The sequence below is a fragment of the Thermomicrobiales bacterium genome (assembly GCA_041390825.1).
GTDB lineage: Bacteria > Chloroflexota > Chloroflexia > Thermomicrobiales > UBA6265 > JAMLHN01.
The window spans coordinates 160,090-176,612 of the sequence record JAWKPF010000009.1; the positions used below are offsets into that span (position 1 = coordinate 160,090).

The following is a 16,523-nucleotide window of genomic DNA, read 5'->3' on the forward strand; positions in this document are numbered from 1 at the left end:
ATCGTTGACCTACGAACGAGATTCTTCTTCCCCTGTGCGGCCCCATGGCACCACGATTCTTGGCGTCAAACGAGGGAACACCGTCGCGATGGCCGGTGACGGGCAAGTCACGCTGGGCGACGTTGTGCTCAAACACGGCGCGCGAAAGATTCGCCTTATGGACAACGGGCGGATCGTGGCGGGGTTTGCTGGCGCGGTGGCTGACGCGTTGACGCTGTTTGGCAAGTTCGAGAGCCAGCTCAAAGCTGGTGACGGCAACGTGCGCCGAGCCTCGGTTGAGCTGGCCAAGGAGTGGCGCACCGATCGATACCTGCGGCGGCTCGAGGCGCAACTCATCGTGGCCGATGCTGAGTCGATTCTGGTGATTTCCGGTGAAGGCGATGTGATCGAGCCGGATGACGGCATCGTGGCCATTGGATCTGGCGCTCCCTATGCCACGGCGGCTGCCAAAGCGCTGATGCTGCATTCGGATCTCGATGCGGTGGATCTGGTGCGAGCCGCCATGGAAATCACCGCAGATATCTGCATCTTCACGAACGATCACTTCACCATCGAGTCGGTCTCACTGACTGCTGAGGACGATGCGCCGCCGGCATCGGACGCAGTCGACGCCGAAGAAACGCCGAAGCCGAAGTCACGTGGGCGCAAGAAGGGAGCGGAACGCTAATGGCAGAAGCTGCCCGCCAAGCCGACCGAATGGAAACGCCACGGCGCGCCGGAGGCGACGGGGCCGAAGAGCCGCTGGTCGAAAACCTGACTCCCGCCCAAATCGTGCGCGAGCTCGATTTGCACATCATTGGCCAGAACGATGCCAAACGCGCGGTGGCCGTGGCGCTGCGGAATCGCTATCGGCGCCGGCTCTTGCCAGATGAGCTGCGTGAGGAGATCCATCCACGAAACATCTTGATGATCGGACCGACCGGTGTGGGCAAGACCGAGATCGCCCGTCGAGTCGCCAAGATGGTCGATGCGCCGTTCATCAAGGTCGAGGCAACCAAGTTCACCGAGGTGGGCTACGTCGGCAGAGATGTCGAATCGATCGTGCGCGATCTGGTCGAAGTCGCGATCAGCAATCAGCACAACAAGCGGATGGATGAAGTCAAGGAACAGGCCAGCCAACTCGCGGAGGAGCGTCTGGCCGATCTCGTGACCGAGCAGATGTTGCGTCGCAAGCCAGTCCGAAACGGCAAGCGCCAGGGCGACGACGCGGGCCCAGATGAACAGGATGCGCGCCGGACACTTACCGAACAGCGGCGCGCCCAGCGGGAGCGCAAGCGGATGCTTCGCCTCCTGCAAGATCATCAGCTCGACGAAGAGACGGTGGAAATCGAGATCGACTACGACGAGTTCGGTGGCGCCGGTGACTTCGATCCCGGCGAGTTCGGCGACGATTTCGATGACATGCAGGGCACGTTTCGCGATTTTCTCGATAGCCTCATGCCGCGCCGTCCCACCCGGAGGCGGGTCTCGGTGCGCGAAGCCGAACGCATCCTGACCCAACAGGAGGCGTATCGCATGGTGGATGCGGGTTCGGTCATCGATGACGCGATTATCCGCGTCGAGGAGTCAGGCGTGATCTTCCTCGACGAGATCGACAAGACGATCTCCTCAGGAAATGACTACGGCGGAGATGTCTCGGGCGAGGGTGTGCAGCGCGACTTGCTGCCAATCGTCGAAGGATCGGTCGTCATGACGAGATACGGCCCCGTCAAGACCGATCACATTCTGTTCATCGCTGCGGGATCGTTTCACGATTCGCGACCAAGCGATCTGATTCCCGAACTGCAAGGGCGGTTCCCGATTCGTGTCGAGCTCAGCAGCCTGGAGGAGGACGATCTCTACCGCATCCTCACAGAGCCGCGCAATGCGTTGACACGGCAATACGAGGCTCTGCTGGCCACTGAAGGGGTGGAGCTCGTCTTCACGGACGAATCGCTGCGTGAGATGGCGCGTCTGGCCACGCTCGTGAATGGGCGCACTGAGGATATCGGCGCGCGGCGCTTGCAGACGATCTTCGAGAAGGTTTTGGAGGACATCTCCTTCTCGGCGAGCGATCAGCCGGGCGAGCGAATCCAGATCGAAGCCGGATTCGTCGCTGAGCGGATTGGCGAGATTGCCGAAGACGAAGACCTGAGCAACTTTATCCTCTGAGTCCGAACGAACGCAGGCACAACTGGACACGTGGCACGACCAGGCGAGGCGGGTGTTGCGGCGCGGTTGTCGCTGGTAGGGCGGGGTGCTACACTCCCGCCCATTCTTCACATCCGCGCGCGGGTTCAACGATGTAGCTCGTGAGTGACTGCCTCAACAGCAGTCGGTACAGGTCGACGACCGGGTAGCCGAATCTCATGCTTCGATACATTCTCTTCCGCGTCGCTTTGCTCGTTCCCACTGTGTTCCTGATGGCATGCGTGACCTTTGTCATCATGCAGTTGACGCCTGGCAGCCCGTTCGCGCTGGGCAACATGGATCGCATCACCCCCGAAGCACGCGCGCGCATCGAAGCGCAGTATGGGCTGGACGACCCGAAGATCGTCCAGTTCGGCCGCTACCTCAAGAACTCGCTTCAGGGCGACTTCGGCGTCTCGTATGTGTGGCGAGGCCAGGAGGTTAGCAGCATCATTCGCCGCACCTTCCCGGTTTCGCTGCAGCTCGGATTCATGGCGTTGATCGTGGCGGTAGTCGTCGGCATCACGCTTGGCACGCTTGCGGCCGTCAACCAGAATGGCCCGATCGACTATATGTCGATGACCTCGGCGATCCTCTTCTACAGCATGCCGAACTTCGTCATGGGGTTCTTGCTCCTGCTCTTGTTCGCGGTTTGGTTACCGCAACGCGGGCTGGATCTGGGATTCTCCGTGCAAGGTTGGGAGCGACCGCAGGACTGGATTTTGCCGACGCTGGCCCTGGCTGCCGCGCCGCTCGCCTCGATCGCCCGCTATACGCGTGGCTGCATGGTCGAGGTCATCCGTTCCGACTACGTGCGCACCGCGCGCGCAAAGGGTCTGGCAGAGCGCAAAGTCATCGTCAAGCATGTCCTCAAGAACGCGCTCATCCCCGTGATCACCATCATTGGACCCATCTTTGCCGCCATTGGCACCGGAACCTTCTTCGTGGAGCAGGTGTTCAACATCCCCGGAATGGGCAAGTTCTATGTGCAGAGCATGCTGACCAAGGATCAGCCGATGATCATGGCGGTGGTGCTCATCTATGGGATCTTCCTGGCGCTCATGAACATTCTGGTGGACGTGATCAACGCCTTTATCGATCCACGTATCCGGTACTAGCGGTCGATCCGGGGAAACGATGTCGCGAGCCTCTGAACACTCCTTCGATACGCCAACCCCAGTCATCCTGGGAGACGGCCAGGACGTGAACCCCGCGCTAGGCGCAGCAGATTCGATATCCGCCGAGCAAGCCGCGGAAGCTGGTTCGCTCGCAGCGCTTGGCGCGTCTGGCGAGGAATGGACCCGGCCGCATTCGAATCTCTGGGCCGATGCCTTCCGCCGCCTGATTCGCAACCGGCTCGCGTTGATCGGGCTGATCATCGTCACCGTTTTCGTGCTGATCGCCCTCCTGGCGCCTATTCTCGCTCCCTATGGACAAAGCGAAGTGGTCGACGTTCGGCTTACGCGCTTCGCCCCGAGCTGGAACTGGCCGATGGGGCTGGACAAGAACGGGCGCGACATCTTCAGCCGCCTCATGTGGGGAGCGCGTGTTTCCCTGATCGTGGGATTGGCCTCGTATGCCCTGATCCTGTGCATTGCGCTGCCATTTGGATCGATCGCCGGTTTCTACGGCGGTGTGACGGACACGATCCTGATGCGCATCGTGGACGTGATCTACACGATCCCGCAGGTGCTCCTGGTGATGCTGTTCGTCAATGCCCGAGGCGCCAGCCTGATCAACATCATCCTGGGCATTGGCCTGATCGGATGGACGACGGAAGCGCGGTTGATCCGCGCGCAGTTCCTCACGTTGCGCGAGCAGGAATATGTGAAAGCGTCCAGAGTGGCCGGGGCCAGCGGCCCGTACATCATCATGCGCCACCTTCTGCCGAACAGTCTTACTCCCATCATCGTGGCAGCGACCTTTGGCATTCCCACCGCGATCTTCATCGAGGCGGCGCTCAGTTTTGTCGGAGTCGGAATTCAGCCGCCACAGGCATCCTGGGGCCAAATGGTGGGAGCAGCCAGCACTCCCGCGGACATCATTAGCGATCCGCACATGCTGATCTTCCCGGTGATCGCCATCGGATTGGTGATGCTCGGATTCACCTTCCTCGGAGACGGTTTGCGTGATGCGCTCGACCCGAAGGGCAATGACTAGGTACCCGCTGGCGCACGCCAGCACCCCGTTCCGTGTCGCACTTTGCGAAGCAGGATCCCAATGGCAGTAGCCCAGACGCAATCGCAATCGACCACGACCCCCCAGCCGGGTGGCGCTCCGGTTCTGGAGGTGCGCAATCTCCAGACCCACTTCTTTACGAGAAACGGTGTGGTCTCGGCGGTGGACGATGTTTCCTTCAGCGTTGGCGCTGGGGAGACGCTCGGGATCGTGGGCGAATCTGGGTGCGGCAAGAGCGTAACGTCGCTAAGCATCATGCGGTTGATTCCCAGCCCTCCCGGCAAGATCGTGGGTGGTCAGATCATCCTGCGGGTGGGGGACACCGAAAAGGATCTCGTGAAGCTCGACGATGGCGCCTTGCGCAAAGTGCGCGGCAATGACATCGCCATGATCTTCCAGGACCCGATGACCTCGCTGAACCCTGTCTACACGGTGGGGAACCAGCTCTGCGAGCCATTGATGCTCCATCTCGGGCTGAGCAAGAAAGACGCCGAGGCTCGTGCTATCGACTTGCTTCGCCGTGTTGGTATCCCGGGTGCGGAAGATCGCTACCATGCCTACCCGCACCAGTTCTCGGGGGGAATGCGGCAACGCGTCATGATCGCCATGGCGCTTGCCTGCAATCCGAAAGTCCTCATTGCCGACGAGCCCACCACCGCGCTCGATGTGACCATTCAGGCGCAGATTCTCGATCTGATGGTGGGTCTGAACAAGGACTTCGGAACCGCGATCATTTTGATCACCCACGACCTTGGCGTGGTGGCGGAGGTTTGCCAGCGAGTCTGTGTGATGTATGCCGGAAAGGTGGTCGAGGAAGCGAGCGCGCACGATCTCTTCTCCGCTCCACAGCATCCCTACACTGTCGGCCTGCTCTCTTCGATCCCCACGCTTGGCGACCATGTCAAAGACCGGCTGGTTCCCATCGGCGGCTTGCCGCCCGATTTGCTCAATCCTCCGACCGGGTGTCGTTTCGCTCCGCGCTGCTCGCGCAGGCAGGCGAAATGCGCGGAGCCGCCGCCATTGTCGACCGTTGGCAAAAATCGGCGCGCTGCGTGCTGGTTCCCGGGTCCGTCGAATGAAGCGGCTCGTCCGCTCGAGGATGTATCGGCTTCATGACGGCAAACCAAGTGGAATCGACCGTGACTGAACAGAATCCTCCAGCCGCCGATCAGGATCTGATTCTCCAGCTCACCAATGTCAAGAAGCACTTCAACATTGGCGGCGGGTTCTTGCGTGGCCGGCCACTGGTGATCCATGCCGTCGACGATGTCTCGTTCTCCATCAAGCGGGGCGAGACGCTTGGACTGGTCGGTGAATCTGGCTGCGGCAAGACCACGTTGGGCCAGACGATTGTGCGGCTGTATGAACCGACCGCTGGCTCGATCGTTTTCCGCGGGCAGGAAATCGGCAAACTGGGCGCCAAGCAGATGCGGCCGCACCGGCGCTATTTGCAGATGATCTTTCAGGATCCGTCGGCTTCACTCGATCCCCGCATGACAGTCTCGTCGGTGATCTCCGAACCGTTGAATGTCGCCGGTTGGGGATCGAAGAAGGACCGGCAAGATCGGGTGCGCGAGCTCCTGAAAGAGGTCGGGCTCAATTCGTATTTTGCCAATCGCTATCCGCACGAATTCTCCGGCGGACAGCGGCAGCGCATCGGCATCGCGCGCGCGCTCGCCTTGAGCCCGGAGTTGGTGGTCTGCGACGAGCCGGTTTCCGCGCTCGACGTGTCTATCCAGGCGCAGGTGCTCAACCTGATGAAGCAGCTGCAGGACCAGTACAACCTCACCTACCTCTTCATCGCGCACAACCTGGCAGTCGTTGCCCACATTGCCGATCGGATCGGGGTCATGTACCTCGGCAAGCTCGTGGAAATCGGCGATGCACGGACGATTACCGAAAACCCGAAACATCCCTACACCAAGGCGCTCATTTCCGCGATTCCGATTGCAGCGCCTGGCCGAACGCGAGATCGAATCATTCTGCAGGGCGATGTTCCGAGCCCGGCGAATCCTCCGCGAGGATGCCGGTTTCATCCACGTTGCCCGATTGCGCAACCAAACTGTTCCGTTCAAGAACCGTTGCTCGAAGAAAAGGAGGTCAACCATTTCGTGGCGTGTCACTACGCATAGACTGCGAAACGCACGTTGGTGGCGAGTCGATGCACCGGATTTTGTCCACGGGTTCGGAGTTTTGCTAGAATCGCCCACCTAGGGTCAGAAACGATAGGCGTGGTCTTACTGATTTTCGTTGGCGGCGAGTGTGCCGTCAGCGGGCAGGGTAAATTCAGGAGGATTCCCGGATGACCGAACACTCTCAGCTCGATGCGCAGCTTTCCCAAATTCGGGAGAGTGTGCTGAGCGGCAAGATGAGCCGACGCGCCGCGCTCAAAGCGGCGGGCGCCGCTGCGGCTGTCGCCACCTTTGCCGCCAAGGGCATTTCGAACGTGAGCGCGCAGGACGAAGTCGTCCAGACGTTCTACCAGCGCGGCTACACCTCGAATCCAACCTCGTTCGACTTCAACGCCAACTTGTATTGCAACGGTGACACGAATGCATTCGAGGGCGTGCTGACGTTCGATGCCGACTTGAACCCGGCTCCCGGTTGGGCCGAGACCTGGGAGTCCAATGAGGACGCCTCGGTCTGGACGTTCCACATCCGACCCGACAATACAGGTTGGTCGGATGGATCTCCGGTGACCGCTCACGACTACGTCTATTCGTGGGGACGCCAGCTCTTGCCCGAGACGGCGGCGCCGTATGCAAGCTTCTTCTTCGACGTGAAGAATGCCGAGGCGCTGAACACCGGCGCAGACGGTGTGACGGTCGACGATCTTGGCCTGAAGGCCATCGATGACTGGACCCTGGAAGTTACCTGCGAGGGCCCGCGCGGTGGTTTCCCCCTGAAGACCGCCTATGCAGCTGCGTGGCCGGCGCCCAAGTGGGCCGTCGAAGAGCATGGTGAACTCGAATGGGCGCTGGGCAACGTTCCGTTGGTGTCCAACGGTCCGTTCAACCTGGTGGAGTTGGTTCCTGATGTCAAGTGGACCATGGAGCGCAACGAAGGCTTCTGGGACGCCGAAAACATCAGTATTGACACATACACCTCCCCGATCTATCCGAGCGCAAACCAGATGCTGCTCTTCGAGAGCGGTTCGGGCGACCAGCAGCTGGACTGGGCCATCCTCCCAGGCGCGGATTACCTGCGCTATCTCGAGGACCCCGAGCTTGCGCCGACCATGAACCCGTACGTGTTCCCCGGCATCTGGATGATGCTGCCCTCGAACGGGCAAGCACCGTTCGACAATCCGGCAGTGCTCAAGGCGTTGTCTCATGCCATCGACCGCGATCGCCTCGTGACCGTGACCAACGGTCTTGTGGCGCCGGCGTATTGCATGGTGCCGCAGGGCGTCTTCGGATTCCTCGACGATCCGTCGCTTCTTGGGCTGCAGGGGTACGATCCTGAGCTGGCCATGGCCTCGCTCGTCGGCACCGATTTCGAGGGTGGTCAGAACTGGCCCGAAATCACCATGTGGATGCGTGCTGAGGAAGAGCAGTACAACGCGGACATCATGGCGAACGACATCGTCGATCAGCTCAAGCAGAACCTGGGGATGGACGTTTCGATCCAGCCGGTTCCGCAGTCGAACTTCTCCGAGCAGCTCTTCGAGAACAAGTGGCAGCTCGTCTTCATCCGCTGGTGGTACGACTATCCGGATCCCGACAACGGCTACGGCGACATGTTCTTCAGCCGCAAGGCGTCCGGCAAGCGGCAGGCGTGGTCGAATGACGCCTTCGATGACCTGGTCATCCAGGGCAAGGAAGCGCCGACACCCGAAGACCGGCTTGCGGTCTATCTTCAGGCCGAGACGATCATCCAGGAAGAAGTTGGCTACATGCCGCTGGTCTTCCGCCTGGACCAGAACGTCTTCAAGCCATGGGTCCAGAACGTCTCTGTCAACTCGTACGGCCAGAAGGTGCCGGATGGCAACATCTACGTCAACATGCTTCGCAGCGTGACGACCGACACCCGCCCGGCCGAGTAGGCGCATATCGCACAGATAGCACGGCTATCGAGACGCCGGGATGGCAAACCGCCATCCCGGCGTTCTTTTCTGTACGCTTCGGGTTTCGGCCACCTCGGGCCGAGCGAGAGCGAATCTGGCAAGGACGCCAGCTATCAGGAGCACCAGCATGGCCCCCAATCATCCAACCTACCTCTGGTACAACGGCGCAATCACTCCCTGGGACGAGGCCACGGTGCACGTCTCGGAAATGGGTTGGTCGAGTATTGGGGCCGTGTTCGAAGGAATCCGGGGATACTGGAACGACGACCAACAGGAACTGCATATCTATCGCTTGCGCGAGCATCTCGAACGCCTGGCGCGATCGATGAAACTCGTGCACCTCGATCTCGAGTACTCGATCGATGAGTTGATCGATGCCATCACGGAGCTGGTCCGCCTGAACGAGCACCGGCAGGACACCTACATCTTCCCGCTCGCCTACACGGCCGACACCTACTTCACGCGTTATGACAGCATGGACGTGAAGACGGCGTTGCAGATCCTGACTCGGCCAATGCCATCGCATCTGGGCAGCGGCAAGGCTATGCACGCCAAGGTCAGTTCATGGCGACGCATTTCGGAAGACGTCATGCCGCCGCGCATCAAGAACATCTCCAACTACCGAAACGGCCAGATTGCCCGTCAGGAAGTTGCCCAGGACGGTTACGACACTGCCATCATTCTCAATGCCCAGGGAAAGGTCTCGGAAGCTCCTGGCGCCTGCGTCATGTTCGTCCGGGATGGCAAGCTGATTACTCCAGATTTGACCTCGGGTATTCTCGAGAGCATCACGCGGGATGCGCTGATCATCCTGGCGCGGGAAGTCCTTGGCATGCCAGTGGAAGAACGTGTGGTCGATCGGACCGAACTCTATGTGGCTGATGAGGTCTTCCTTTGCGGCACCGCCGCGGAAATCTCCCCGATTGTCAGCGTCGATCGATTCACGGTCGGCAATGGCGAGATCGGACCGGTCACGCGCCAACTCGAGCAAGCGTTCGAAGCGACGTTGCGCGGCACCGAATCGAACTACGAGCACTGGCGCACCCAGGCGGGTTACGCATCCCGCGTTCCGGCGTAGCTCGAGAGATTTCTGTTTCCGAGATCGGCCGGCTCCGTTCCTGGAGCCGGCGTTTCTTCTGTCATGCGTGGTGATGAGGCTCGTCGTCCGGGTTGGAGGCGGTGCCGCAAATTGCGTCGACCTCGATCTCGATGAGCATGTCAGGTGAGATCAGCGCCGCCACCGCCACAAGTGTGCCGGCAGGGCGGACAGCACCAAAGTACTCACCCAGAAGCGGAACGACCTTCGCGCTGTCGTCGATGTTGGTCAGGTAGACGCGATAGCGGACGACATCGCCGATCGAGGCTCCCGCTTCGTGCAGGGCGTTCACGATCGTCGACATTGTTTGCCGAGTCTGCGCGATGACATCGCCCGGTCCGACCAACTTCCCATCCTTCATGGCGGTCGTTCCCGCCACGTAGAGATGCTCGCCGACGCGAACGGCGCGTGAATAACCGCCCTTTGCTTCCCAGGGTCCCCGGACGAGATCAATTGGCGTTTCATGGTTTCTCCATTCCAGCTGCGACGTTTTGTATCGGGCTCATGCCGATCGAGACTGGCTCTCGGAAGGGACCCCGCTACCGATGATTGCGTCGACATCGATTTCGATTTTCAGATCGGGATGAATCAGCCCCGCCACTGCCACCAGGGTGCCGGCTGGCCGAATGGCGCCAAAGGACGGCGCGAGTTCCTCACGCACCGCGGAGAGATCTGCCATGTCGGTGAGATAGATGCGATAGCGAACGATATCGTTCATCTTCGCCCCCGCGCGTTCGAGAGCGGCTTCGATGTTGGAGAGCACTTGTTGCGTCTGGGCGCGCACATCGTCCTTGCCGATCACCTGTCCGTCCAGCAGAGAAATCATGCCGGAGACAAAGACACTCGTCCCGACGCGAACCGCCGGGGAATAGTTTCCCGCGGGTGGCCCAAACGAAATCAACTGACGTGGAGCCTCGTTTCCGTCGTTTGTCATGATCGGTCGGTGCTTTCGCTTGTGGCGAGCTCGAGCTCCCACTGGACCCCGTAGGGCCGTTTGGCATAGTCGAAGAGATAGTCGGCATAGCGCGCTCGCTCCGGATCGGTGATGCCGCGATCGGCCTCCTTGACCTCGGAGAACTGGAACATGAACGTCACGTCGCCGTTGCGGTAGAAGAAGTAGAGGCTCCAACGCTCGTCCCGCTCCAGCATGGTGAAATCGCTGATGAGCCGGTCCCGGTTGCGTTGCAGGTGCGCGTACGCCGCGGCCAAGTCGTCGACGACAAAGCCGAGGTGGTGCCAGCGTGAGGCTCCGCCGGTCGAGAGTGGTCCGCCTTCACCTGTGTCGAAGAGCATGATGGTCGTGGGTCCAGTGGTGAGCACTGTCAGATGGGGATCGTCGCGCATGACCCGCATCTGAACGACATCGCGCAGGAAGTCGCGCGCGCCGGGCCGATCCTCGACAGAAATCGCCAGATGATCGAATCCAATGTTGCGCCAGGATCCGTCCGCCTCAGGGATCGGTTCGGCAAAGGTGACGATCCGGTCGATGTGAAGATGATCCGCCAAATCGCCGAGGAAGTTGTCGGGATAGAGCTCGCGTCCGTCTTCGCTGCGAAAAACGAGCCGGTGCCCTGCAGTGAACTGGGTCGGCAACGCTGCATGGAACGCCTCATGGATGATGGCGCCGCGTCGAGCGGTGAGTGGATACTCTGTCCCGTTCAAGAGAAAAACGATGTCGATCTGCTGATCCGGATTGATAGGGGGCATGTGCTCGCTCCGTAGAGGAAACGGTCCGGATTCGGAACCACCGGCTAGCTCCAAGCGTACACTCATGCGAAACGGAGCGGATGAGCCGTTCCGACGATGGGGCATGCCCAATTCAGGAACAACAACGCCATGAATCGATTGTCACCCAACTCTGAGCCAGCTCCTCGATTTCGAGGCGCCGCGGCCGGCAGGGTTTTGCTTGCTTGCCTGGTGTTCGGCGCGTTTCTCGCAGGCATTGTGACCGCCGAGGCTGTCGGGATGCGCGTGGCCACCGCTTCGACCTCGATTGCCGACCAGCCCGACTTTTCGACGCTGCAAACGGTCTGGGATCTCATTCACGACGAGTTCGTCGATCCCGAAAAGATCGACGATCAAGCGCTCCTCTATGGCGCCGCCCGCGGGATGGTCGACAGTCTCGGAGATACCGGGCATTCGAGCTTCCTCGATCCAGCCGAAGCGAAGGTGTTTCGCGCCGCACTCGAGGGAGAACTCATCGGCCTGGGGATCAGCATCGAATACCGCAATCGGGAACCGGTCGTTGTCGCGCCGATCAAGAATTCCCCGGCTGAAAAGGCCGGCATCCGCGCGGGCGACATCATCGTCGAGATCGACGGTCAGCCGACCTTGGGCATGACCGATGCCGAGGTATCGCTCCATCTGCGCGGCGAGGAGGGAACGCCGGTCACGCTGACGGTCGATCGGGCGACCTCCGCGGAGCTGATCGAGATTACGGTGATACGTGGGCGGGTCGATCTCGATCCGGTGACCTGGGCGTATCTGCCAGACGGGCTCGCGATCGTGCAACTGCATGAGTTTTCGTCCGGATCCGGCCAGGCGGTCAGAGAGGCGTTGCAAGATATAACTGCCAGTGGCGAAGTCACAGGCATAGTGCTCGACCTGCGGAACAACCCTGGCGGATACGTCACCGAAGCAATCACTGTCGCGAGCCAGTTCCTGCCCGAGGGAAAGACGATCTATCTCCAACAGGAACGGGGTGGACAGGATGAGCCTATCGCCACCATTGGCAACGATGGCGCCGCGCTGGATGTGCCGCTGGTGGTGCTCGTGAATCGGGCTTCCGCCTCCGCGGCCGAGATCGTTGCCGGCGCGCTGCGAGACAATGGCCGCGCGCTTGTGATCGGCGAACGGACCTATGGAACCGGCACCGTCGTTTCGACGTTCGAGCTGCAGGGCGGATCGGCGCTGGCGCTCGGTACATCCTTCTGGAAGACACCCGATGGCGATCTGGCCTGGAAGGTCGGACTGGAGCCGGATATCGAGGTTCGGCAAGCGGACGATCTGGGAATCATCGATATCATCGATGGTCAGGCGCTTTCCGACACCCAGCTCGACGCCGCGCAGGACGACCCGCTCGAGACAGCGGTCGAGACGCTCCACGACGATATCGCAGCGGCCGCGTAGGTCACCGGGAGTGGCCTCCGGGAAAAATCGGGAGGTGCCCGCGCACCCCGCGTCTTTGGGTTCTGCATGGTATCGTTTGCGCCGGATTCGCTCAGACGTCGCTGGCCGATTCCCGAGCCTCAACGGCCCGCACGATGTTGCTTCCAAGGGGGCAGCGACCACAATGTTCTCTGTCGAAAGTTGGCCGCAACCGGCGGCTCGCGCATGGATCGTTGCGCGGCGCTTTCAAAAATTCCTGGTCGTCGGCGCTGTCGGGCTGGGCGTGAATCAAGGGATGCTCTTTCTCCTGCACCAGGGGATCGGCTCACATCTCGTCGTCTCCTCGACCATCGCCATCTTCATTTCGATGATCGTTACGTTCATGCTCAACGAGCATTGGACGTGGCACGACCGCGGCAGCGGGCCGCTCGTTCATCGGATGCTGAAGTACTTCCCCATCAATCTCATTGGGCTGGTGATCAATGTGGTTATCCTCAAGACGTTGGTGGCGGAGACCGGAATGAACTATCTGATCGCCAACTTGTTCGGCGCGGGCGCCGCCGCGGTTTGGAACTTCATTCTCAACAATCACTTCACGTGGGGAGAAAACGAGGAGTAGCCAACACCGATACACCTTTCGTGCAGATGCGTGCGAATGGCCCGTGGTGGTATACCCTTATGTGCTGCTCTTCGAACGAGACGGTCGAAGACGCATGCTGCCAGCGCCGGCAGCGTTGAGCCGCACGAATGCGTCTCCCCATCGACGATTCAACCTGTACCCTTTCGGAGGAATGTGACCGAATGCCAGTTTCGAGTAACGGGCACAGCGGCGAGGTGACCGAGCCGCGCGACACCCTGATCATGGGAGCCGGTCCCGGCGGACTCTGCTCGGCATATGTGCTTTCGAAAGCCGGCGTCAAGGCGACCGTCGTCGAGCGGGCGCCATTCGTGGGCGGTCTTGCCCGCACCATCAAACGGGACACCGAGTACGGCGAGTTCAAGTTCGACATCGGTGGGCATCGCTGGTTTACCAAGAACGACCGCCTGAACGATCTCTTCAAGGAAGTGATCGGCGAGGAATTGCTCTGGGTCAACCGCATTAGCCGGATCTATTTCGATGGCAAGTACGTCGACTATCCCCTCAAGATCAGCAACGCGCTCAAAGCCATCGGTCCGGTGACAGCTGCTCAGGCAATGGCCGATTACGGCCGCACCCGGGCGCAGAAGAAGGTGCGTCCGACACCGGTCGAATCGATGGAAGACGCCTACATCGACCAGTTCGGTCCGACGCTCTACAAGCTCTTCTTCAAGAACTACTCGGAAAAGGTCTGGGGTCTACCGTGTGACCAGATGAGTGGCGACTGGGTGACGCAGCGCTCGAAGGGGATGTCGATCGTCACGGCGGTCAAGGATGCCGTCGTCCCGTCCAAGGGCGCAGTCGTTTCCCTGATCGATGAGTTCATGTACCCGAAGTATGGATTCGGACGCCTTTCCGAACGCATGACCGACAAGATCGAAGCCATGGGCAACCAGGTGCGGCTTGGTGCTGGCGTCACCAAGGTGCATCGTGACGGAAACCGCGTTACAGGAGTGACGGTCGAAACCGAGAATGGCGAGGAGCGCCTGGAAGCGACGAACTACATTTCGTCCATTCCGTTGACGGTGCTCGCCAAGATCGTCGATCCTCCCGCGCCGGCCGACGTGTTGGCTGCAGCCGATTCGCTCACGTTCCGCAACATCATCACCGTCAATGTGATGCTCAAGCGCAAACAGGTGACCCCCGATACCTGGCTCTATGTGCACGACAAGCGCATCCTCTTTGGTCGCTTCCATGAACCGAAGAACTGGAGCCCCTACATGGTCCCCGGCGACGATTTCACGTCGCTGGTGATCGAATACTTCTGTTCCTTTGGCGACCATATCTGGGAGATGACCGAAGAAGAGCTGGTCGAGAACGCGGTCGATCATCTGGTGAACGACCTCAAGTTCATCGACCGATCCGAAGTGATCGGCGGATTCACTATCCGCGCGCCCCGGGCCTATCCCTCGTACGTGATGGGCTACGAGAAGCCGCTGAACAAGATCAAGGCATTCATCGACAGTCTCGAGAATTTGCAGATCATCGGTCGTTACGGAACCTTCCGTTACAACAACACCGATCACTCGATCGAAACCGGATTGCTGGCTGCCGAGAACATCCTTGGTGAACGGCACGATCTCGATCAGGTCAATGCCGACCAGGAATATCACGAGATCAAGCAAGTCCGAAAAACTCCAGCGGCCGCCGGAAGCTAGCGGTGGATGCCGCTGAGCGGCCCTTCCAGCCCGAATCACGAGAACACCCCGACGCGGTCGAAGCCACGTCGGGGTCGCCATCCCGGAGCGAGCGCCTGCGCCAGTTCGCCAGCACCACGGTCGGGCGATTCCTGCTCATTCTTTTCATTGTTTTCGTCGCCAAGCAGATCCTGACGGTCCTCGTCTTTCCGCCGTTTAGCGGGCACGACGAGGTTGCGCATTTCAACTACCTGCAGACGGTCGTAACCGAGCAGCGTCCGCCCGAACTCTTCCGCTGCCCGACGAACGACGGAAAAGACTGCCTCGACAGTTTCGAGCGCCTGACAGATACCGAGTTCGCTGCCTGGCAGGGAGATATCCTCCCTGACTACTACTATCGTTACTGCCAGTTCATCCTCGACTGGAGTCCCTGCGAGCCAGACAATCCCCGCTGGCTGAACGATCCGTTCCGGGCAGCAAGCTGGGGGTTCATTGGCCAGTTTCCCGCCGGCACGCAGTACGTCGCCAACCACCCTCCGCTCTACTACCTGCTGCTCGCGCCCGTGGCAAAGGCGGGAGAATCGCTTTCACCCGAGTCCCTCCAGTATGTGCTCCGCGCCATGGCGATTCTGTTCGGTTTGGCGGTCATCTTGCTGGCATTTCTGACGACGCGCCAGCTTTTTCCGAACGACCGTTTCCTGTTGATCACCGTGCCGGCGTTCGTAGCTTTCCAACCGCAGGTCTCGTATGAGAGCGCGATGGTGAACAACGACATCGCCGGGATCGCGTTCGTCAGCCTGGTGATCTACCTGCTCGCGCGTGGTCTGCGGAGCGGGTTCGACTTCGTCACGTGCGCGTGGGTTGGGGCTGCGCTTGGTCTGGCCATGTTGGCGAAGAGCAATTCGCTCTTCATCATTCCCGCGATCGCGATGGCGATCATCTTCGGGTGCGGTTGGCGCAACTGGCGCGGCTGGGTCCCAAGAGGAATCGTAACGGCCGGTGTTGGCGGCGTGCTTGTGCTTCCCTGGTACGTGTGGTTCTACCGAACCTACGGCAACCTGGACGCGTTCGAGCAGATCCGCACGCTGCAATCGCCCTGGAACAAGCCGGGAGGAACCTTTACCGAGCTCTTGTTCAACCGCGGATTTGTCTGGATGCGTTGGCGGGAGACCTGGGGTGAGTTCGGTTGGCGCAGGATTCATCTCGATAGCAGCTTTCTCTGGTTGATCGCCTTTCCGATTGTCGCTGGCCTGGTCGGACTCGGTATCTACGCATTACTCGCGGCAATGCGGCACTACTCCCAGAGCGATGCGAGCGGACCGCTTGGTTTCGAACCACCCGACCGAGCGCAGGCAATCGGTGTTGGGGTTCTCCTGCTTTCGGTCGTTACTGCCTATCTTGCCGTCATCCAGTTCGGCACCCAGTTCTCGCTGACGCAAGCCCGCTATTTCTTCCCGATCGTGAATGCATTCGCACTTCTCGTGCTGCTCGGGCTTCGGACGCTGATCCCGCGGCCGATTCGGCCTATCGGAAGCGGATTGGTTGTTTTCGGACTGGTCTTCATGAATCTCATCATCTACACGCGGTACGTTATCCCGTACTGGCATATCCAGATGAACTGACGTGCTGCCG

The 16,523-nt window shown here is 60.4% G+C and carries 15 protein-coding genes; 12 read left to right on the top strand and 3 right to left on the bottom strand.

Going from position 1 to position 16,523, the window contains the following annotated elements; genetic code table 11:
• Positions 1-34: 34 nt before the first annotated feature.
• The 8 genes from hslV to R2855_06130 all read left to right on the top strand — a co-directional run bounded on the left by hslV (position 35) and on the right by R2855_06130 (position 9,491).
• Complete coding sequence (gene hslV, locus R2855_06095; GenBank protein ID MEZ4530585.1) at positions 35-667, top strand: ATP-dependent protease subunit HslV; 633 nt, start codon at positions 35-37, stop codon at positions 665-667.
• Complete coding sequence (gene hslU / locus R2855_06100) at positions 667-2,151, top strand: ATP-dependent protease ATPase subunit HslU (GenBank protein ID MEZ4530586.1); 1,485 nt, start codon at positions 667-669, stop codon at positions 2,149-2,151. Before hslV ends, hslU begins: the two co-directional genes overlap by 1 nt.
• A 197-nt stretch (positions 2,152-2,348) precedes the next feature.
• On the top strand, positions 2,349-3,287 hold the full coding sequence (locus R2855_06105) for an ABC transporter permease (GenBank protein MEZ4530587.1): 939 nt from the start codon (positions 2,349-2,351) through the stop codon (positions 3,285-3,287).
• Positions 3,288-3,306: 19 nt separating this feature from the next.
• Complete coding sequence (locus tag R2855_06110) at positions 3,307-4,329, top strand: ABC transporter permease (GenBank protein ID MEZ4530588.1); 1,023 nt, start codon at positions 3,307-3,309, stop codon at positions 4,327-4,329.
• 60 nt (positions 4,330-4,389) lie between these two features.
• A complete protein-coding gene (locus R2855_06115) occupies positions 4,390-5,463 on the top strand; it encodes an ABC transporter ATP-binding protein (protein ID MEZ4530589.1) in 1,074 nt (357 codons plus the stop codon).
• 23 nt (positions 5,464-5,486) lie between these two features.
• Positions 5,487-6,479, top strand: a complete 993-nt coding sequence (locus R2855_06120; GenBank protein MEZ4530590.1) for an ABC transporter ATP-binding protein — start codon at positions 5,487-5,489, stop codon at positions 6,477-6,479.
• Positions 6,480-6,649: 170 nt separating this feature from the next.
• Positions 6,650-8,392: a peptide ABC transporter substrate-binding protein gene (locus R2855_06125; protein ID MEZ4530591.1), complete on the top strand. Its 1,743-nt coding sequence runs from the start codon at positions 6,650-6,652 to the stop codon at positions 8,390-8,392.
• Positions 8,393-8,540: 148 nt separating this feature from the next.
• Entirely contained in the window at positions 8,541-9,491 is a 951-nt protein-coding gene (locus R2855_06130; GenBank protein MEZ4530592.1) for a branched-chain amino acid transaminase, read from the top strand.
• 61 nt (positions 9,492-9,552) lie between these two features.
• Here R2855_06130 and R2855_06135 read toward each other — a convergent pair whose 3' ends face one another.
• The 3 genes from R2855_06135 to R2855_06145 are packed head-to-tail and all read right to left on the bottom strand — an operon-like array spanning position 9,553 to position 11,216.
• A complete protein-coding gene (locus tag R2855_06135) occupies positions 9,553-9,990 on the bottom strand; it encodes a RidA family protein (protein MEZ4530593.1) in 438 nt (145 codons plus the stop codon).
• Between the two features lie 21 nt (positions 9,991-10,011).
• Positions 10,012-10,443 (bottom strand): Rid family hydrolase, encoded by a 432-nt coding sequence (locus tag R2855_06140; GenBank protein MEZ4530594.1) that lies wholly within the window; start codon positions 10,441-10,443, stop codon positions 10,012-10,014.
• Positions 10,440-11,216 (bottom strand): VOC family protein, encoded by a 777-nt coding sequence (locus R2855_06145; protein MEZ4530595.1) that lies wholly within the window; start codon positions 11,214-11,216, stop codon positions 10,440-10,442. Before R2855_06145 ends, R2855_06140 begins: the two co-directional genes overlap by 4 nt.
• A gap of 129 nt (positions 11,217-11,345) precedes the next feature.
• Here R2855_06145 and R2855_06150 point away from each other — a divergent pair, with 129 nt between their 5' ends.
• The 4 genes from R2855_06150 to R2855_06165 all read left to right on the top strand — a co-directional run bounded on the left by R2855_06150 (position 11,346) and on the right by R2855_06165 (position 16,513).
• On the top strand, positions 11,346-12,638 hold the full coding sequence (locus R2855_06150; GenBank protein ID MEZ4530596.1) for a S41 family peptidase: 1,293 nt from the start codon (positions 11,346-11,348) through the stop codon (positions 12,636-12,638).
• A 163-nt stretch (positions 12,639-12,801) separates the two neighbouring features.
• Complete coding sequence (locus R2855_06155) at positions 12,802-13,236, top strand: GtrA family protein (GenBank protein ID MEZ4530597.1); 435 nt, start codon at positions 12,802-12,804, stop codon at positions 13,234-13,236.
• A 182-nt stretch (positions 13,237-13,418) separates the two neighbouring features.
• Positions 13,419-14,912: an FAD-dependent oxidoreductase gene (locus R2855_06160; GenBank protein MEZ4530598.1), complete on the top strand. Its 1,494-nt coding sequence runs from the start codon at positions 13,419-13,421 to the stop codon at positions 14,910-14,912.
• A gap of 2 nt (positions 14,913-14,914) precedes the next feature.
• A complete protein-coding gene (locus tag R2855_06165) occupies positions 14,915-16,513 on the top strand; it encodes a glycosyltransferase family 39 protein (protein MEZ4530599.1) in 1,599 nt (532 codons plus the stop codon).
• The last annotated feature ends 10 nt before the right edge of the window (positions 16,514-16,523 follow it).